General features: G+C 73.0%; 17 protein-coding genes. 8 read left to right on the top strand and 9 right to left on the bottom strand.

Features of this window, described 5'->3' with window-relative positions:
- Nucleotides 1-104: 104 nt before the first annotated feature.
- Entirely contained in the window at nucleotides 105-791 is a 687-nt protein-coding gene (locus tag IO33_RS0104720; protein ID WP_031160550.1) for a TetR/AcrR family transcriptional regulator, read from the bottom strand.
- 126 nt (nucleotides 792-917) lie between these two features.
- Here IO33_RS0104720 and IO33_RS0104715 point away from each other — a divergent pair, with 126 nt between their 5' ends.
- On the top strand, nucleotides 918-1367 hold the full coding sequence (locus IO33_RS0104715) for a nitroreductase family deazaflavin-dependent oxidoreductase (RefSeq protein ID WP_031160548.1): 450 nt from the start codon (nucleotides 918-920) through the stop codon (nucleotides 1365-1367).
- A 181-nt stretch (nucleotides 1368-1548) separates the two neighbouring features.
- Here IO33_RS0104715 and IO33_RS0104710 read toward each other — a convergent pair whose 3' ends face one another.
- Nucleotides 1549-2790, bottom strand: coding sequence for a geranylgeranyl reductase family protein (locus IO33_RS0104710; RefSeq protein WP_031160546.1), 1242 nt, complete (start codon nucleotides 2788-2790; stop codon nucleotides 1549-1551).
- 128 nt (nucleotides 2791-2918) lie between these two features.
- Between IO33_RS0104710 and IO33_RS0104705 the strand changes: the two genes are divergently transcribed.
- The gene (locus IO33_RS0104705) at nucleotides 2919-4274 is read left to right on the top strand and encodes a dipeptidase (RefSeq protein WP_031160544.1); all 1356 of its coding nucleotides are present in this window, start codon (nucleotides 2919-2921) and stop codon (nucleotides 4272-4274) included.
- A 62-nt stretch (nucleotides 4275-4336) separates the two neighbouring features.
- A complete protein-coding gene (locus IO33_RS0104700) occupies nucleotides 4337-5041 on the top strand; it encodes an MBL fold metallo-hydrolase (RefSeq protein ID WP_031160542.1) in 705 nt (234 codons plus the stop codon).
- A 335-nt stretch (nucleotides 5042-5376) separates the two neighbouring features.
- On the opposite strand, the gene IO33_RS0104695 is transcribed toward IO33_RS0104700, so the two are convergent.
- Nucleotides 5377-6420, bottom strand: coding sequence for an NUDIX hydrolase (locus tag IO33_RS0104695; RefSeq protein ID WP_031160540.1), 1044 nt, complete (start codon nucleotides 6418-6420; stop codon nucleotides 5377-5379).
- Between the two features lie 142 nt (nucleotides 6421-6562).
- Nucleotides 6563-6766 carry a hypothetical protein gene (locus tag IO33_RS0104690; RefSeq protein WP_031160537.1) on the bottom strand — a complete coding sequence of 68 codons (204 nt, stop codon included), beginning with the start codon at nucleotides 6764-6766 and terminating at the stop codon, nucleotides 6563-6565.
- Nucleotides 6767-7048: 282 nt separating this feature from the next.
- Here IO33_RS0104690 and IO33_RS0104685 point away from each other — a divergent pair, with 282 nt between their 5' ends.
- From IO33_RS0104685 to IO33_RS0104675, 3 genes are all read left to right on the top strand, one after another.
- Nucleotides 7049-7402, top strand: coding sequence for a hypothetical protein (locus tag IO33_RS0104685; RefSeq protein ID WP_031160534.1), 354 nt, complete (start codon nucleotides 7049-7051; stop codon nucleotides 7400-7402).
- The gene (locus tag IO33_RS0104680; protein WP_245235685.1) at nucleotides 7399-8169 is read left to right on the top strand and encodes a maleylpyruvate isomerase family mycothiol-dependent enzyme; all 771 of its coding nucleotides are present in this window, start codon (nucleotides 7399-7401) and stop codon (nucleotides 8167-8169) included. The genes IO33_RS0104685 and IO33_RS0104680 overlap by 4 nt, the downstream gene beginning before the upstream one ends.
- Nucleotides 8170-8385: 216 nt before the next feature.
- Complete coding sequence (locus IO33_RS0104675) at nucleotides 8386-10401, top strand: NPCBM/NEW2 domain-containing protein (protein WP_031160530.1); 2016 nt, start codon at nucleotides 8386-8388, stop codon at nucleotides 10399-10401.
- Between the two features lie 149 nt (nucleotides 10402-10550).
- Here IO33_RS0104675 and IO33_RS0104670 read toward each other — a convergent pair whose 3' ends face one another.
- Nucleotides 10551-11498 (bottom strand): ROK family protein, encoded by a 948-nt coding sequence (locus IO33_RS0104670; RefSeq protein ID WP_031160528.1) that lies wholly within the window; start codon nucleotides 11496-11498, stop codon nucleotides 10551-10553.
- 217 nt (nucleotides 11499-11715) lie between these two features.
- Here IO33_RS0104670 and IO33_RS0104665 point away from each other — a divergent pair, with 217 nt between their 5' ends.
- Together IO33_RS0104665 and IO33_RS0104660 are read left to right on the top strand one after the other, a co-directional pair.
- Nucleotides 11716-12765: a LacI family DNA-binding transcriptional regulator gene (locus IO33_RS0104665; protein ID WP_031160526.1), complete on the top strand. Its 1050-nt coding sequence runs from the start codon at nucleotides 11716-11718 to the stop codon at nucleotides 12763-12765.
- 7 nt (nucleotides 12766-12772) lie between these two features.
- On the top strand, nucleotides 12773-13510 hold the full coding sequence (locus IO33_RS0104660) for a hypothetical protein (protein ID WP_031160524.1): 738 nt from the start codon (nucleotides 12773-12775) through the stop codon (nucleotides 13508-13510).
- 319 nt (nucleotides 13511-13829) lie between these two features.
- On the opposite strand, the gene IO33_RS0104655 is transcribed toward IO33_RS0104660, so the two are convergent.
- The 4 genes from IO33_RS0104655 to IO33_RS0104640 all read right to left on the bottom strand — a co-directional run bounded on the left by IO33_RS0104655 (nucleotide 13830) and on the right by IO33_RS0104640 (nucleotide 17840).
- The gene (locus IO33_RS0104655) at nucleotides 13830-15128 is read right to left on the bottom strand and encodes a DUF6986 family protein (RefSeq protein ID WP_031160522.1); all 1299 of its coding nucleotides are present in this window, start codon (nucleotides 15126-15128) and stop codon (nucleotides 13830-13832) included.
- A gap of 183 nt (nucleotides 15129-15311) precedes the next feature.
- Nucleotides 15312-16274: an electron transfer flavoprotein subunit alpha/FixB family protein gene (locus tag IO33_RS0104650; RefSeq protein ID WP_031160520.1), complete on the bottom strand. Its 963-nt coding sequence runs from the start codon at nucleotides 16272-16274 to the stop codon at nucleotides 15312-15314.
- 53 nt (nucleotides 16275-16327) lie between these two features.
- The gene (locus IO33_RS0104645; protein WP_031160517.1) at nucleotides 16328-17113 is read right to left on the bottom strand and encodes an electron transfer flavoprotein subunit beta/FixA family protein; all 786 of its coding nucleotides are present in this window, start codon (nucleotides 17111-17113) and stop codon (nucleotides 16328-16330) included.
- Between the two features lie 217 nt (nucleotides 17114-17330).
- Nucleotides 17331-17840, bottom strand: coding sequence for a flavin reductase family protein (locus IO33_RS0104640; RefSeq protein ID WP_031160515.1), 510 nt, complete (start codon nucleotides 17838-17840; stop codon nucleotides 17331-17333).
- Nucleotides 17841-17867: the final 27 nt, after the last annotated feature.

Below are 17867 nucleotides of genomic sequence, written 5' to 3'. Positions count from 1 at the left end.
CCGCGCGGCGCGAGCGTCAGCCGAACGAGGTGATCACTCGTACTCCCGGGGAAGTACGACCCCTCCGGCAGGACGGCCCCGGTCCCCCGTACCGGACTCCGCTCCTACTCCAGCCCCACCCCCTGCGCCAGCCGCGTGGCGGCGTGCCGGAACAAGGCTTCCCGGTCCTCGACCACGCGGTTGAACTGGCCGAACAGCTCGAAGCTGACCAGCCCGAACAGCTGCGACCAGGCCGCCACCAGGGCCGTGACCGCCTCCGGGGGCAGATCGGGAGCGAGGTCGGCGGCCATACGCTCGGCCTCGGGACGCAGTCCGGCGGGGAGCGGGAGCTCTGTGAGGCCGGAGCGCTCGTGGGTGTCCCGGACGATGCCGACGAGGACCAAGCCGACACGGGCGGCGGGCGGGACGGTGGTCTCCGGGGCGGCATAGCCCGGCACGGGCGAGCCGTAGATCAGCGCGTACTCGTGCGGGTGGGCGAGCGCCCAGCCGCGCACCGCCTCGCACACCGCCGTCCAGCGGGGCACCGGCGCGGCGCCGGCCGTGGCGTCCCGTGCCTGTTCCGCGGCCTCGCCGAGGGAGTCGTAGGCATCGATGATCAGGGCGGTGAGCAGCTCGTCCCGGCTCGGGAAGTAGCGGTAGAGCGCCGAGGAGACCATGCCCAGCTCGCGGGCGACGGCCCGCAGCGAGAGCTTGGCCGCGCCTTCCCGCGCGAGTTGTCTGCGCGCCTCTTCCTTGATGGCCGCCGTGACTTCCCTCCTGGCCCGTGCGCGGGCGCCCTGTGTGGTGCTCATACGAGCAGTGTGCCACGAACTGAGATCGGCGCACACAAAAGAGAGCACTGCTCTTGCTCTGGAGCGCGTGTTTGCGCCACACTCGAATCAGCGAGAGCACCGCTCTCCCAAACCGTGGGGGTCACCATGTCGACGCACGTCAAGAAGCCGGGCTGGTTCACCGTCAACGTCTTCAACCGGGCGGTGTCCTGGCTCACCCGGCGCGGCCTCAGCATCTGGGGCTCCCGGGTCCTCGCGGTCCGCGGGCGCAAGAGCGGACAGTGGCGCACCACTCCGGTGAACCTGCTGACGGTGGACGGCCGGCAGTACCTGCTCGCGCCGCGCGGCCATGTCCAGTGGACGCACAACATGCGGGCGGCCGGCGGCGGCGAACTGCGGCTCGGCAGGAACGTGGACGTCTTCACCGCCACCGAGGTCGCCGACGACGACAAGGTCCCGCTGCTGCGGGCCTACCTCAAGCGCTGGAAGGCGGAGGTCGGTGTCTTCTTCGACGGCGTCGGCCCCGACTCCCCGGACGAGGAGCTCCGCCGCATCGCCCCTGACCACCCGGTCTTCCACATCACGGTCACGAGCTGACCGGATCTCCCGCCGGGCCGCGCACCCGGTTCAGGACCGGCGCCGCTCCCCCACCGGCGCCGCTCCCCCACCGGCCCGGCCGGCACGGACCGCCACCGGCCCGGCCCCGCGCAGCCTCCCACCGGACCGGTCCGCACGGACTCCCAGCGGGCCGGCCCCGCACAGGCCGCGGCAGCGGCGGTCAGGAACCGGCCGGCTCCTCGACCGGAACCGTCTGCCCCCGGTCCAGCGCGGTCAGGGCGCGCTGGGCGACCGGGTGGGCGCGAACCATCTCGCCCAGCGAAGTCGACCCCTGTGTGATGTCCCGGAACGCCTTCCACGCGGGACGGAAGCCGGTGAGGGCCGCGTGGAAGAGGCCGGGACGCTTCTCGAACACGGTCAGCAGGCGCTTGCCGACGCTCATCTCGACGCCGAGCCCGGCCTTGATCGCGAACGCGTAGTTCAGGGCTTGGCGCCGGGTGTCGACCGCGTCGTGCGCCTCGGCGATCCGGACCGCCCACTCCCCGGCGAGCCGCCCCGAGCGCAGCGCGAAGGAGATGCCCTCGCGGGTCCACGGCTCCAGCAGCCCGGCCGCGTCACCGCAGACCAGCACCCGGCCCCGGGACAGCGGAGAGTCGTCGGCACGGCAGCGGGTCAGATGCCCGGAGGAGAGGGACGGCTCGAAACCGGCGAGGCCGAGGCGGGCGATGAAGTCCTCCAGGTACCGCTTGGTGGCGGCGCCCTCACCGCGCGCCGAGATCACGCCGACCGTCAGGGTGTCGCCCTTCGGGAACACCCATCCGTAACTGCCGGGCATCGGGCCCCAGTCGATGAGGACCCGCCCCTTCCAGTCCTCGGCCACCGGCTCCGGCACCGGGATCTCCGCCTCCAGGCCGAGGTCGACCTGGTCCAGCTTCACACCGACGTGCGCCCCTATGCGGCTGGCGCTGCCGTCGGCGCCGACGACCGCGTGGGCCAGCACCGTCTCGCCGCCCTGCAGGACGACGGCGACCGTGCGCCGGTCGGGGACCGCCGAGCCGTGCTGCTCGACCCGCTGCACCGTGACGCCCGTACGCAGCTCGGCGCCCGCCTGCTGCGCGTGCTCGACCAGCTGCTGGTCGAACTCGGGCCGGTTGATCAGGCCGAACAGCATCTGCCGGGAGCGGCGGGTGCGGGTGAAGCGGCCGTTGTTCGAAAAAGTGACCGCGTGCACCCGGTCACGGAAGGGCAGCTCGAAGCCGGGCGGCAGCGCGTCGCGCGAGGGGCCGATGATGCCACCGCCGCACGTCTTGTAACGGGGCAGCTCGGCCTTCTCCAGCAACAGCACACGCCGTCCCGCGACCGCCGCCGCATAGGCGGCCGAGGCCCCCGCGGGTCCCGCGCCCACCACGACGACGTCCCACACCCGCTGCACGCCGTCCGCCGAAGAGTTCTCGCCGCTCACGATGGTCTACTGCTCCGATCAAGCCGCTGCCGTAGTGTCCCCCGCATCCTACGGCGGCCGTCGTCGCAGGCCACTGTGGGAGTATCGGGGTCACCCCGTTCAACGTCGCACCTACAAGGAGCGTGCCCATGTCGTCGAATCCGGTCGCGCAGACCGTCGCCTCGCTGCTGCCCCGGGCGCAGGCGGAGCTGGCCGAACTCGTCGCCTTCAAGTCGGTGGCGGACTTCACCCAGTTCCCCAAGAGCGAGAGCGAGGCTGCCGCGAGCTGGATCGCCGACGCGCTGCGCGCCGAGGGCTTCGTCGACGTGGCGCTGCTGGACACCCCGGACGACACGCAGTCCGTCTACGGCTACCTGCCGGGCCCCGAGGGCGCAAAAACGGTTCTCCTCTACGCGCACTACGACGTCCAGCCGCCGCTCGACGCGGCCGGCTGGACCACCCCGCCGTTCGAGCTGACCGAGCGCGACGGCCGCTGGTACGGCCGCGGGGCCGCCGACTGCAAGGGCGGCGTGATCATGCACCTGCTCGCGCTGCGCGCCCTCAAGGCGAACGGCGGCGTCCCGGTGAACGTCAAGGTGATCGTCGAGGGCTCGGAGGAGCAGGGCACGGGCGGCCTGGAGCGGTACGCCGAGGAGCACCCGGAGCTGCTGGAGGCCGACACCATCGTGATCGGCGACGCGGGCAACTTCCGCGTCGGCCTGCCGACGGTCACCACCACGCTGCGCGGTATGACCCTGGTCCGGGTGCGCATCGACACCCTCGCGGGCAACCTGCACTCCGGCCAGTTCGGCGGCGCCGCCCCGGACGCGCTGGCCGCGCTGATCCGCGTGATGGACTCGCTGCGCGCCGAGGACGGGTCGACCTCGGTGGACGGGCTGGACGCCACGGGGACCTGGGACGGCCTGGAGTACACCGAGGAGCAGTTCCGCGCGGACGCCAGGGTGCTCGACGGGGTCGGGCTGATCGGCGACGGCACGGTCGCCGACCGCCTGTGGGCGCGCCCGGCCGTCACCGTCCTCGGCATCGACTGCCCGCCGGTCGTCGGCGCCACCCCGTCCGTGCACTCGAGCGCCCGCGCGCTGATCAGCCTGCGGGTGCCGCCGGGCGTGGACGCGGCGGAGGCGACCAAGCTGCTCCAGGCCCACCTCGAGGCGCACACGCCGTGGGGCGCCCGGGTCGCCACCGAGCAGATCGGCCAGGGCCAGGCCTTCCGCGCCGACGCCGCCAGCCCCGCCTACCAGGCGATGGCCGACGCGATGGCGGTCGCCTATCCGGGCGAGACGATGCAGTACGCCGGCGAGGGCGGCTCCATCCCGCTGTGCAACACCCTCGCCGGGCTCTACCCGCAAGCGGAGATCCTGCTCATCGGTCTCAGCGAGCCGGAGGCGCAGATCCACGCGGTCAACGAGAGCGTGTCCCCCGAGGAGCTGGAGCGGCTGTCGGTCGCCGAGGCGCTGTTCCTGCGCAACTACGCGGCGGGCTGAACCCTTCTGCCGCCGGCAGAGCGCCCTCGCCCACGGGCGGGGGCGCCGCCTACGGTCGGCGCATGGACGTCATCGAGCTGCTGCCCCGCCTCCACCTGCTGCGTTTCCCCGTCGGCCAGGCCTACCTCTGGCACGACGAGGACGAGTTGACGCTGATCGACGCGGGCACGGTGGGTGCCGGCCGCGCGATCGCCGACGCGGTCGCGGCGCTGGGGCGCGCGCCCGGGGACGTACGGCGGATCGTGCTGACGCACTTCCACGAGGACCACGCCGGCGGGGCGGGGGAGTTCGCCGCGCTGAGCGGTGCCGAGGTGCTGGCACACCGCCTGGACGCGCCGTTCGTCCGTGGTGAACTTCCCGGCCCGCCACCGCGGTTCGAGGAGTGGGAGCTGCCGATCCACGCGGCGGCGGCCCGGCAGCTTCCCCAGGGGACGCCGGTGCCGCCGGCCGCGGTCACCGGCCTGTCGGACGGCGATGTGCTGGACTTCGGCGGCGGCGCCCGGGTGATCCACGTCCCCGGGCACACGGACGGCAGCATCGCCCTCTTCCTGCCCGGGGAGGGGGTGCTGTTCACCGGGGACACGGTGGCGGCCTCGCCGGTCGACGGCACGGTGCTGCCCGGGGTGTTCAACCTCGACCGCCCCCGACTCCTCGCGTCGTTCGGCCGGTTGGCCGCGCTCGACGCGGACGTGGCGTGCTTCGGCCACGGAGACCCGCTCCTCAAAGGCGCGGCCGCCGCGCTACGCGCGACGGCGCACGCCCGCTGACCCGCGGCGGCTGCCCGCTCACCGGTCCTGCAGCGGCTGGTGGTTTCGCGGGCGGCCGCGCGTGCCCCTTCCCCTCACCCACACGCCTCACCCCGCATGGCGGGGCCGGCCCGCGCCGATCCCTCCACCGCACACCACTCCACGAACGCTCGGTGCAGGCCCGCCGATCCCTCGTCACGACGCCCCCACGCACACAATCAGCGCCCGCCGCTCCCCCAACACACGCTGGGCGCCCCTCCACCACATGCCACTCCAGGCACGACAGCGCACTCCCGTCGCCCCCGCCACCGCACGCTTCGCGAAACGGCCGGCGCGCGCCGTCCGTGCCGCGTCGATCAGCCGACGGGTACGCCGGCCTCCAGGTACAGCGTGGTGGCCCGCTCGCGGGCCCGCAGTGCCCAGCGCAGCCGCTCGTAGCGCACCGGCGGCAGCATCTCGGCGGCCTCCTGCTCGGTGGCGAACCGCCAACCGCGCAGCTCAGGGCCGGGCAGCAGCACACGGGAGGCATCGCCGGACCCCAGCCGGCCGCCGTCGAACAGCAGCCGCAGCCCGCCGAATCCGGGCGGCACCGGCCGTTCCCAGTCCACCACGAGCAGCCGGGGCACCTCCCGCAGCCGTATCCCGGTCTCCTCGGCGACCTCACGCATCCCGGCGCGGGCCGGTGCCTCGCCGCGCTCGACCACCCCGCCGGGGAACTCCCAGCCGGGCTTGTAGGTGGGATCGACGAGCAGCACGCGGTCCCGCTCGTCGAAGAGCAGCACCCCTGCGGCCAGCGTCTCGGCGGTCGGCTCCGGGGTCTGCACGATGTCGCAGGCGGGCACGGCACCGCTGCCGACCGCGTCGGCGATGCGGACGGCGGTCTCGTGCGGGGTGAGGGCGCTGGTGTCCACGGGGTGGGCGTCGGCCGTGAGCCAGGAGGCGAGGGCGGCGCGGTAGGGCTCGATGTGGTCGTACGACCACTGCCGTACGCGCATCTCGCCGTCGGGCAGGTCGGGCGGGACCTCCCGCTCGGCTATCCGCTCGCGCAGGATCGTTTCAGCCGGGGCGAGCAGCAGATGGTGCACGGGGATCCTGCGGGCGGCGAGCCCGCCGAAGATCTCGTCGCGGTACTCCTGGCGGAGCAGGGTCATCGGCACCACCAGCGTCCCGCCCAGTTGGGCGAGCATCGCGGCCGCCGTGTCGACCACGAGCCGGCGCCAGATCGGCAGGTCCTGGAAGTCGCCGACCTCGGCGAGACGCTTGGCCGGCAGCAGGTGCGTGAGCGCTCCGCCGACGATCTCGGGGTCGAAGAGCGCGCTGTTCGGGATCAGTTCGATCAGTTCCCGTGCGGTGGTGGTCTTCCCCGCACCGAACGCGCCGTTGATCCAGACGACGGTCACGGACTCCCCCTCTTGTGTTGGCCCCCTGAGGCTTGCCCGCTCCACCCTGCCACGGAAACCCCGCCCCGTTGAGGGTGCGCGAAGGGGAGTGCCGGCGCCCCCTCGGGCGGGACACCGGCACTCACGCCGTGGGCCGTCGGGCCTACTGCCGGCCGAGCGCGTCGTCGTCGACGACGTGGCCGTCCCCGGCGACCGGGGGACCGACCGGGTGACCGGCCGAGTCGACGGTGTCCGCGACCTTGTGGTCGCCGACGGGGCGGTCGCCGGCCCCGTGGGAGGGGGTCACGGCGGCCACGACGAATCCGGTGGCCAGGCTGGCGAGGGCGAGCATGCTGCGCTTCTTCATGCGCTGGTCAACTGGGAAATCCAGCCGGGGGTCACGCCGATGCCGCGAGCAGACGGCTCGGGTCACCGTTCCGGCGGGCGGGGCACCGGCCCGCACCGGCCGCCGGCCGGACCCGGGCGGAGCGAGAAGCCCTCCGGCACAGGGCTCCGGGACGGCTCTTCGCGGCCGCGTGAGCGGCCCGGCCGGGCCGAAATCCGCTGGCCCACTGCCGCGCGACGCCGGTATCGTCCGGCATCCCGCCCCGCCCGTTCCCGCGGCGGGCCCGACCAGAAGAGCGACATCATGACCAGCCGGCCCCCGACGACGACCCTGTGGCGCCCCACCGGTCCCAAGGAGCTGGAGCTGGTCCGCGCGCTGGACTGGCGGGCGTGGCCGCCCCGGCTCCCGGAGCAGCCGATCTTCTACCCGGTCCTGAACGAGGACTACGCGATCCGGATCGCCCGGGACTGGAACGTCAAGCACGACGGCGCCGGTTTCGTGACCCGCTTCGAGGTCGGCACGGAGTTCCTCGGCCGTTATCCGGTACGGCAGGCCGGCGGCGAGACGATCCTCGAACTGTGGGTGCCGGCCGAGGAGCTGGACGAGTTCAACGCCCATATCGTCGGCCGTATCGAGGTCGTGCGGGAGTTCCGGTGAGCGGGCTCTCGGTCTTCGGCGCCGGAATGGATCCCGTCGGGGACGTCGTACGCTCGGGCGACCGGCTCGTGCGCGCCGCGGCCGGCCTGTCCGGCGCGGGGCTGCGCGCCCCGTCGCAGCTGCCCGGATGGACGCGCGGTCACGTGCTGGCCCATGTCGTGCACAGCGTCGACGCCTATGTGTGGCTGCTGCGGCTCGCGCGCACGGGCCGTGAACCGGGACCGCGCGCGGACGCGGCGGCGCTGTCCGCGGCGGTCGAACGGGACGCGGCGCTGTCCGCCGCCGGGCTGGCGGACCGTCTCCGTGAGAGCCTCGACCGGTTCGCGGCGCAGGCGCGCACGATGCCCACAACGGCCTGGGACCGTCTGGTCCCGGCGCTGGCCGGCTGGCGGCACCCCGCCTGGTATCTGCTGCTGCGCTGTCTGCGGGAGGTGGAGACGCACCACGTCGACCTGGGCACCGGCCACGGCACGGAGCAGTGGCCCGGCCGCTACGTCACCTGGGCGCTGGACGACACCCTCGCCACCCTGCGCAGCCAGGGCTTCCCGCTCGCCTCGGTGCGGGCCGTCGATCTCGGCCGCCGCTGGTCGGTGGCCGCGGACGGCCCCTCCGTCGCCGGGGCCGGGCACCAGGTGCTCGGCTGGCTCACCGGACGGACTCCGGCCGCCGCACTGACCGCCGACCGCCCGGCAGGCCTGCTGCCGCGCCCGCCCGCCTGGCCCCAGCCGCCGCTGCCGGGGTGGGGGCGCGTCGACGACGGGGCCTGAGCCCCGCAAGCGAACACATCCGAACGTCCTAGGGGCGTCACGGGAGGGGAACAGCGCTGCCGTCAAGGCTTTTCACGGAATGTCACACAGTCAGAGCACAGCTCTTCCAACAGACTTCGACACGTCCTACCGTAAACGCGCACCGATGACACGGACATGCCGCCCTGGTCGCCGCATGTCGTCATCCACCTTTCGCGAGTCGGAGGAACGTCAACGATGCGTCACCCTCACACCCGCACCATCCGCCGAAGAGTGGCCGGAGCACTCACCGCCGGCCTGCTGTGCGCGGCGGGCCTCGCCTCCCCCGCCCTGGCGGCCCCCGCGCACGCCGCCCCCGCCCTGGCCGACGGTCTCGCCCTCACTCCGCCGATGGGCTTCAACAACTGGAACTCCACCCACTGCCGCGCCGACTTCGACGAGAACATGGTCAAGGGCATCGCCGACCTGTTCGTGGACAAGGGCCTGAAGGACGCCGGTTACCAGTACGTCAACCTGGACGACTGCTGGGCGCTGCCGCGGCGCGACGCCGACGGCAAGCTGGTGCCCGACCCGGCCCGCTTCCCGAACGGCATCAAGGCCGTCGCCGACTACGTCCACTCCAAGGGGCTCAAGCTCGGCATCTACACCAGCGCCGGCACCAAGACCTGCAACAGCGCGGGCTTCCCGGGCGCGCTCGGCCACGAGTACAGCGACGCCGCGCAGTTCGCCGACTGGGGCGTGGACTACCTGAAGTACGACAACTGCAACAACCAGGGCGTCGACGCCAAGCAGCGGTACACGACCATGCGGGACGCGCTCAGGGCGACCGGGCGGCCCATCGTGTACAGCATCTGCGAATGGGGTGAGAACAAGCCCTGGCAGTGGGCGTCGGACGTCGGCCATCTGTGGCGCACCACGGGTGACATCAGCGACAGCTGGGGCTCGATGCTCTCCATCCTGAAGCAGAACCTCCCCCTCGCGCCGTACGCCGGTCCGGGTCACTGGAACGACCCCGACATGCTGGAGGTCGGCAACGGCGGCATGTCGGACACCGAGTACCGCTCGCACTTCTCCCTCTGGTCGGTCATGGCCGCGCCGCTGCTCATCGGCACCGACCTGCGCAAGGCCTCCCCGTCGACCTTCGACATCCTGGACAACAAGGAGGTCATCGCCGTCGACCAGGACCCGCTCGGCAAGCAGGGCACGGTCGTGTCGTCGGCGGGCGGGCGCTGGGTCGTCGCCAAGGAGATGAAGGACGGCAGCCGCGCGGTGGCCCTGTTCAACGAGTCGGGCACCGCCCAGCGGATCGCCACCACGGCAGCCGCCGTCGGCCTGCCCGAGGCACCCGCCTACACCCTGCGGGACCTGTGGCAGCACAGCAGCTACAACACCGCCGGCACCGTCGCGGCCACCGTCCCCGCCCACGGCACGGTCCTGCTGCGCGTCGCGGCCGACCCCCACTGGGCCGCGCACCCGCCCGCCGCCGAGCTGGGCCTGGACGGCAGCCCGTTGCTGGAGGCCGCCACCCCGGCCACGCTGACCAGCACCCTCACCGACCTCGGCCGTACCTCCGCGCGCCACGTCTCCGTGTCCCTGACCGGCCCCGACGGGTGGACCGTACGGCCCGCCTCGCCGACCACGGCCACCGCCCTCGCCACCGGCCGGACCCTGCGCACCGCCTGGAAGGTCACCGCCCCGCCCGGGACCCCGACCGGGCCCTACGCGCTCACACTCCGGGCCGGCTACCGCTCACCGGCCGGAGAACTCGTCACGAGCACGCTCCCGCTGACCGCGTCCGTGGTGGTACGGCCGCCCTCCGGGACGTCGTACCTCAGCGACCTGCCCTGGCTGTCGGCGAGCAGCGGCTGGGGGCCGGTGGAACGCGACACCAGCAACGGGGAGAGCGCCGCGGGCGACGGGCACCCGATCACCGTCGGCGGCACGGTGTACGCCAAGGGCCTCGGGGCCCACGCACCGAGCGACATCTCCTTCTACACCGGCAAGGTCTGCGAGAAGGTCACCGCGGACGTCGGCGTCGACGACGAGAAGGGCACCAGGGGCACCGTCACGTTCGAGATCTGGGCGGACGGTACGAAGGTCGCCTCGACCGGCGTGCTGACCAACGCGATGCCCGCCCAACCGCTCAGCGCCGACATCACCGGCGCGCAGGTGGTCCGTCTGGTCGTCACCGATGCCGGAGACGGCAACGACTCCGACCACGCGGACTGGGCGGACGCCGGCCTGAGCTGCTGACGGCGTCCGTCCGCGGGGGCGGTCGAGACCGTACGCGGGCCGCGGGTGCGTGGGGGCTGGTCGCGCGGTTCCCCACGCACCTCACGGAGCCGCGGTGCCGTCGTGTTGCGGCACCTCGCGGCGAGCGGCGCCGTGCGTCGAACCTCGGCTCACACCCCTGCCGCGTCCGGCCTGCGCGCCAGGGCGGCCGCCGCCGCGCCGACCAGCCCCGCGTCCGTCCCCGTCTGCGCGGGCACCACCGTCAGGCGCTGGACGAAGGACAGGGTCGCGTAGTCGGTGAGCGCCTTGCGCAGGGGCGTGAAGAGGATGTCGCCCGCCTTGCCGACGCCCCCGCCGATCACCGCGATGTCGATCTCGACCAGGGTCGCGGTGGCCGCGATGCCGGCGGCCAGCGCCTGGGCCGCCCGCTCGAAGGAGGCCACGGCGACCGGGTCGCCCTCGCGGGCCGCGGCGGCCACCGCGGCGGCCGAGGTGTCGCCGTCGGGCCCGGGGCGCCAGCCCTGCTCCAGGGCGCGGCGGGCGATGTGCGGCCCGCTGGCGATCCGCTCCACACAGCCGCGCGAGCCGCACGGACAGGGGTCGCCGTCGAGGTCGACGCTGATGTGTCCGATGTGCCCGGCGTTCCCGGTCGGCCCGGGATGCAGCTTCCCGCCCAGCACCAGCCCGCCGCCGACGCCGGTCGACACCACCATGCACAGCGCGTTGTCGTGGCCGCGGGCGGCGCCCTGCCAGTGCTCGGCGGCCGTGATCGCGACACCGTCGCCGATCAGCTCGACCGGGAGGCCTCCGGTGGCCGCGCGCACCCGCTCGACCAGCGGGAAGTCCCGCCAGCCCGGCACGTTCACGGGGCTGACGGTGCCCGCCGAGGCGTCCACCGGGCCGGCGCTGCCGATACCGACGGAGTGCGCGTGCCCCCACAGCGGCGACCCGGCCAGCTCGGCCAGTACCTCCTCGACCTGCCGCATGACCGTTTCGCCGTCCTGCTGGGCCGGCGTGGCGCGCTGGGCTCGGGCCAGGATCCGTCCATGGCCGTCCACGAGACCGCCGGCGATCTTGGTACCGCCGATGTCCAGGGCCGCCACTAGGTCGGTGTGCATCAGAGTCAGACTCCCCGTTGAAGCTCGCAAACCAGGAAAGGCAGACCGGTCAAGCGGTGGGGGCGCAGGCCGGAGACAGCGGTGGACAGTGTCTCTCGCACCTGACAACGTTGTCCAGGCTCTATGCTCGACGCCACATCCTCATACAAACAGAGGATCGACGCACTACCCCGTTGACAACGTGGACAAGTCGTACGACAGGACAGGACACCGCACCGTGCCCGAGACCACCCGCCGCGCAGACAGCGCTCCCGGCACCCGTTACGGAAACCGCCCCACCATGAAGGACGTGGCGGCACGGGCCGGGGTCGGGCTCAAGACGGTCTCCCGGGTGGTCAACGGCGAGTCCGGCGTCACCCCGGACACCGAACGCCGGGTGCAGGAGGCGATCGAGGCGCTGGGCTTCCGCCGCAACGACAGCGCACGGGTGCTGCGCAAGGGCCGCACGGCCAGCATCGGCCTGGTCCTGGAGGATCTCGCCGACCCCTTCTACGGCCCGCTCAGCCGTGCCGTAGAGGAGGTGGCCCGGGCCCACGGCGCCCTGCTGATCAACGGCTCCAGCGCCGAGGACCCGGAACGCGAGCAGGAGCTGGCGCTGGCCCTGTGCGCGCGGCGGGTGGACGGTCTGGTGGTGATCCCCGCCGGGGACGACCACCGTTATCTCGAACCGGAGATCCGGGCCGGGGTGGCGACCGTGTTCGTGGACCGGCCGGCCGGCCGGATCGACGCCGACGTGGTGCTCTCGGACAACTACGGCGGTGCCCGGGACGGTGTGGCCCATCTGATCGCGCACGGCCACCGCCGGATCGGGTTCATCGGTGACATGCCCCGCATCCACACCGCCGCCGAGCGGCTGCGCGGGTACCGGGCGGCCATGGACGACGCGGGGATACCGGTCGAGGACTCCTGGATGTCCCTCGGGGCCACGAATCCGGAGCGGGTGCGCCGGGCGGCGGAGGACATGCTCTGCGGGCCCGCCCCCGTCACCGCGGTCTTCGCGGGCAACAACCGGGTGACGGTCACCGTGATCCGGGTCCTCGCCGAGCACGCCCGCCGGGTCGCCCTCGTCGGCTTCGACGACATCGAGCTGGCCGATCTGCTCCAGCCCGGCGTCACGGTCGTCGCCCAGGACGCGGCCGCCCTCGGCCGCACCGCCGCCGAGCGCCTCTTCCGTCAGCTGGACGGCGGGCTCGTCGCACCGGAGCGCATCGAACTGCCCACCCGGCTGATCACGCGCGGCTCCGGCGAGCTGCCGCCGGCCGACTGAGCCGCCCGTGACGGGCCGCACCCTGGAGGAACTCGGTCTCGCCGACGCTCCCCGCGAGTATCCGCTGACCTATCCCGGCGCCTGGCCGGCCGACTCCGGACTGCTGCACGGCGACCGGATGCTTCCGCTGGAGCGCCTGGTGCACGACGACCGGGTGCCGGTGCTCGCCGTCGGCTCCAACGCCTGCCCGGGCCAATTACGGCACAAGATGGCCGAGTTCCGGATCGCCTCCCCCGTGCCGATGGTGCGGTCGCGGGTGACCGGGCTCGATGTGGGGGTCTCGGCACACGTCAGCCGGTTGGGCTATGTCTCCGCCTCCCCCGTGAAGTCCGCCGGCCCCGCACGCGAGTTGTTCGTCATCTGGCTCGACCGGTGCCAGCTGGACGTGATCGACGCCAGTGAGCCCCATTTCCGGCGGGCCTGGCTGCCCGAGCCGGAGGTGCGGGTCGAGCTGCCGGACGGCTCCGCGCTCGCCGGGGCGTACGCCTATGTCAACCGGCACGGGGTGCTGCACGACGGCTCCGGCGCGCCGCGCCGGCACCCCGGTGACCAACGCGCCCTGCTCACCGGACTCCTCGTGGCATCGGCTCCGCTGCGCGAGCTGTTCGGGGTCACACCGGAGGAGTTCTGCGCGCGGGCGCGCCGGGACGCCGGGCTGTGCACCCGGGGCACGCGGCTGTTCGCCGAGCACAAGTGGGTGACGGAGTCGGGTTTCGAGCCGTACGCCGACGGTCAGCGGCCCTGAGGCCCGGGCACCGGTGCGTCGTCGTTCCGCCGTTGAGGTGGACGTCGCCGACGTGGACACCGGTGTCGCCGCTGTCGTCGCCGGTCTTCGCCCACCACGGTGCCGCGCTCGCGCAGGACGTGGTCCGGAAAGGGGCCGTCGACCGGTTCCAGGACGGTCAGCGGACACCCGTCGGCCCCGGTGACCTCGTGCACGGCGGCGGACCCTCGCGGCGGCCGGGGCCTCGCGGCGAGGACCTCGTCCACCGCCCGCCGGACGACCGCGGGGGCGGTGGCGGCGGACTCTCCCGGCCGGGGCCCCGACCGGGCCGCGGCTCCCGCTACTTCGCGGAGGCCGTCAGGTCACCGCGGCGGGGCGCCGCGAAGCCCTCCAGGTCGGCGCGGGTCAGCCCGGTGAGGCGGGCGACCTCGGCGATGTCGAGGGCGCCGCAGTCCAGGCCGCGCAGCAGATAGCCGCCAAGCGCCTTGGCCGTGGCCGGCTCGTCCATGACGTCGCCGCCCGCGTGGTTGGCGTAGCGGGCGAGGCGGCCCGCCGCCTGCTCGAAGCCCTCGCGGTAGAAGGCGAAGACGGCCGCGTAGCGGGTGGGGATGTGGCCGGGGTGCATGTCCCAGCCCTGGTAGTAGGCGCGGGCGAGGGCCCGGCGCGTGAGGCCGTAGTGCAGGCGCCAGGCGTCGTGGACCTTCTCGGTCGGCCCGACGGGCAGGACGTTCGTCGAGCCGTCGGAGACACGGACGCCGGTACCCGCCGCCGCCACCTGCATGATCGCCTTGGCGTGGTCGGCGGCCGGGTGGTCGCTGGCCTGGTAGGCGGCGGAGACGCCGAGGCAGGCGCTGTAGTCGAAGGTGCCGTAGTGCAGCCCGGTGGCGCGGCCCTCGGCGGCCTGGATCATCCGGGCGACGGTGGCGGTGCCGTCGGTGGCGACGATGGACTGGCTGGTCTCGATCTGGATCTCGAAGCCCAGGCGGCCGGTCTCCAGGCCGTGCACCTTCTCGAAGGCCTCCAGGAGGCGGACGAACGCCGAGACCTGTTCGGGGTACGTCACCTTCGGCAGGGTCAGCACCAGGCCCTCGGGGAGGCCGCCGGACTCGATCAGGCCGGTGAGGAAGACGTCGAGCGTGCGGATGCCCCGGTCGCGTACCGGCGCCTCCATGCACTTCATGCGGATGCCCATGTACGGCGCCGCCGTGCCGTTCTCGTACGCCTCCGCGATCAGGCGGGCCGCGCGGGCCGCCGCCCGGTCCTCCTCGGCGTCGGGGCGGGGGCCGTAGCCGTCCTCGAAGTCGACGCGCAGGTCTTCGATCGGCTCGCGCTCCAGCTTGGCGCGGACACGGGAGTAGACCGGCTCGGCCAGCCCGTCGGACAGCCCGAGGACCGCCGCGAAGGAGGCGGCGTCCGGAGCGTGCGCGTCCAGGGCGGCCAGGGCCTGGTCACCCCAGGAGCGGATGGTGCCGGCGTCGAAGGCGTCCCCGGGGACGTACACGGTGTGGACGGGCTGCCGGGTGCCGGGGTCCCCGGGGTAGCGGCGCTCCAGCTCCGCGTCGACCGGTGCGAGGGAGGCACTGATCTCCTCGCTGACGGCGCCCGCGAGGCTCGTCGCCACCTTCTCCTGCTGACCCATCCCACACCCTCCAATTTTCCGCTGTACGGAATCAACAATCCGTAGAATGAAGTTATCCGTGCGGTTCTCGCTGGTCAACACCCCGTCCGGACCCTGGTCGGCGCCCGGCCGATCGTCCCCAGGATGCACCGAGGCCCCCGCGACCATGCCGGTCACGGGGGCCTCGTCGAGCCGGGGAGGAGCTCAGCCCTTGCGGGCCTTGATCTCCTCGGTCAGCTGCGGGACGACGTCGAAGAGGTCGCCGACCACGCCGTAGTCGACCAGCTCGAAGATCGGGGCCTCGGCGTCCTTGTTGACGGCCACGATGGTCTTCGAGGTCTGCATACCGGCGCGGTGCTGGATCGCGCCGGAGATGCCGTTGGCGATGTACAGCTGCGGCGAGACCGACTTACCGGTCTGGCCGACCTGGTTGGTGTGCGGGTACCAGCCGGCGTCGACGGCGGCACGCGAGGCGCCGACGGCCGCACCGAGGGAGTCGGCGAGCGCCTCGATGATCGAGAAGTTCTCGGCGCCGTTGACACCCCGGCCGCCGGAGACCACGATCGCGGCCTCGGTCAGCTCCGGACGGCCCGTGGACTCACGCGGCGTACGGGCGGTGACCTTGGTGCCGGTCGCCTTGTCCGAGAAGGTCACGGCCAGGGCCTCGACCGCACCGGCGGCCGGGGCGGCCTCGACGGCGGCCGAGTTCGGCTTGACCGTGATGACCGGGGTGCCCTTGATGACCCGGGACTTGGTGGTGAAGGACGCGGCGAACACCGACTGGGTGGCCACCGGGCCCTCGTCGCCGGCCTCCAGGTCGACGGCGTCGGTGATGATGCCCGAGCCGATGCGCAGCGCCAGACGGGCGGCGATCTCCTTGCCCTCGGCGGAGGACGGGACCAGCACGGCGGCCGGGGAGACGGCCTCGTGGGCGGCCTGCAGGGCGTCCACCTTCGGCACGACCAGGTACTCGGCGTACTCGGAGGCGTCGTGGGTGAGGACCTTCACCGCGCCGTGCTCGGCGAGGGTGGCGGCGGTGTCGGCGGCGCCGTTGCCCAGCGCGACGGCCACCGGCTCGCCGATGCGGCGGGCCAGGGTCAGCAGCTCAAGGGTCGGCTTGCGGACGGCACCGTCCACGTGGTCGACGTAGACGAGGACTTCAGCCATGGGATTGCTCTCCTGCGAAAAGAAGTTGAGGGGCGGTCAGCGACTGCGGGGCCTTAGATGAACTTCTGGCCCGCGAGGAACTCAGCGAGCTGCTTGCCGCCCTCGCCCTCGTCCTTGACGATGGTGCCGGCCGTGCGGGCCGGGCGCTCGTTCGCGGCCTCGACCTTGGTGAAGGCGCCGTCCAGGCCGACCTCCTCGGCCTCGATGTCGAGGTCGGACAGGTCCCAGGACTCCACCGGCTTCTTCTTGGCCGCCATGATGCCCTTGAAGGAGGGGTAGCGCGCCTCGCCCGACTGGTCGGTCACGGAGACGATCGCCGGGAGCTGCGCCTCGAGCTGCTCGGAGGCGGCGTCGCCGTCGCGGCGGCCCTTGACCGTGCCGTCCTCGACCGAGACCTCGGAGAGCAGGGTGACCTGCGGGACACCCAGGCGCTCGGCGACCAGCGCCGGGACGACGCCCATGGTGCCGTCGGTGGACGCCATGCCGGAGATGACCAGGTCGTAACCGGCCTTCTCGATCGCCTTGGCCAGCACCAGGGAGGTGCCGATGGCGTCGGTGCCGTGCAGGTCGTCGTCCTCGACGTGGATGGCCTTGTCGGCACCCATCGACAGGGCCTTGCGGAGCGCGTCCTTGGCGTCCTCGGGGCCGACGGTCAGGACGGTGACCTCGGCGTCGTCCGCGTCCTCGGCGATCTGCAGCGCCTGCTCGACCGCGTACTCGTCCAGCTCGGAGAGCAGACCGTCCACGTCGTCGCGGTCGACGGTCAGGTCATCGGCGAAGTGCCGGTCGCCAGTGGCGTCGGGCACGTACTTCACAGTGACAACGATCCTCAAGCTCACGCCGGCTCTCCTACTGCATCGTCATTTCCGGGCTGCCTCTTGCAGGCAGCATAGGCGCCTCAAGCGGCCGATCCCGATCGGGGCGTCCGAGCGCTCCGACCGAAATATTACTCGTCAGTACACCCATTTCGCGCCCGCTAAGCAAGCGCTTTGAACTGTGACCTTCGCAACGCAGCGTAACCGGAACTCGACGGCTTCGCAGGACCGGCGGGCGTGATCAATCCCGCAGGCCGTTGAAGCGGCCCTGGTGGTAGAGGAGGGGGCGGCCGGCGCCGGTGGGGTCGCCCACGACCACCTCGGCCAGCACGATGCGGTGATCGCCGGCGGGCACCCGGCCGACGACCCGGCAGACCAGCCAGGCCAGCACGTCCTCCAGCACCGGTACGCCTTCCGGGCCCTCGCGCCACGCGGTCGGCGCACCGAAGCGGTCGGCACCGCTGCGGGCGAAGGTGGCGGCCAGCTCACTCTGGTGCTCGCCGAGTATGTGGACGCCTATGTGCTCCGTCTCGGCGATCGCGGGCCAGCTGGAGGCGCCCGTGCCGATGCCGAAGGAGACGAGCGGGGGCTCGGCGGAGACGGAGGTGAGGGAGGTGGCGGTGAAGCCGACCGGGCCCGCGTCACCACGTGCGGTGATCACCGCCACACCGGCGGCGTGCCGGCGGAAGGTCGAGCGCAACAGGTCGGGGGAAGCGAGCTGAACGGTGCCGAGTTCGGGCGAGGCCGTCATGGAGTTGTCCTTCTGCTGGGGGTCGCG

Source organism: Streptomyces durhamensis (assembly GCF_000725475.1).
GTDB classification, from domain to species: domain Bacteria; phylum Actinomycetota; class Actinomycetes; order Streptomycetales; family Streptomycetaceae; genus Streptomyces; species Streptomyces filipinensis.
The sequence above is the reverse complement of the archived record's forward strand: the minus strand, read 5'-3'. Positions and strand labels throughout refer to the sequence as shown.

Bases quoted from the DNA above. Each gene is read 5' to 3' on its own strand.
- IO33_RS0104720 (WP_031160550.1), bottom strand. From the start codon at position 791: ATGAGCACCACACAGGGCGCCCGCGCACGGGCCAGGAGGGAAGTCACG.
- IO33_RS0104715 (WP_031160548.1), top strand. From the start codon at position 918: ATGTCGACGCACGTCAAGAAGCCGGGCTGGTTCACCGTCAACGTCTTC.
- IO33_RS0104705 (WP_031160544.1), top strand. From the start codon at position 2,919: ATGTCGTCGAATCCGGTCGCGCAGACCGTCGCCTCGCTGCTGCCCCGG.
- IO33_RS0104700 (WP_031160542.1), top strand. From the start codon at position 4,337: ATGGACGTCATCGAGCTGCTGCCCCGCCTCCACCTGCTGCGTTTCCCC.
- IO33_RS0104690 (WP_031160537.1), bottom strand. From the start codon at position 6,766: ATGAAGAAGCGCAGCATGCTCGCCCTCGCCAGCCTGGCCACCGGATTC.
- IO33_RS0104685 (WP_031160534.1), top strand. From the start codon at position 7,049: ATGACCAGCCGGCCCCCGACGACGACCCTGTGGCGCCCCACCGGTCCC.
- IO33_RS0104675 (WP_031160530.1), top strand. From the start codon at position 8,386: ATGCGTCACCCTCACACCCGCACCATCCGCCGAAGAGTGGCCGGAGCA.
- IO33_RS0104670 (WP_031160528.1), bottom strand. From the start codon at position 11,498: ATGCACACCGACCTAGTGGCGGCCCTGGACATCGGCGGTACCAAGATC.
- IO33_RS0104655 (WP_031160522.1), bottom strand. From the start codon at position 15,128: ATGGGTCAGCAGGAGAAGGTGGCGACGAGCCTCGCGGGCGCCGTCAGC.
- IO33_RS0104650 (WP_031160520.1), bottom strand. From the start codon at position 16,274: ATGGCTGAAGTCCTCGTCTACGTCGACCACGTGGACGGTGCCGTCCGC.
- IO33_RS0104640 (WP_031160515.1), bottom strand. From the start codon at position 17,840: ATGACGGCCTCGCCCGAACTCGGCACCGTTCAGCTCGCTTCCCCCGAC.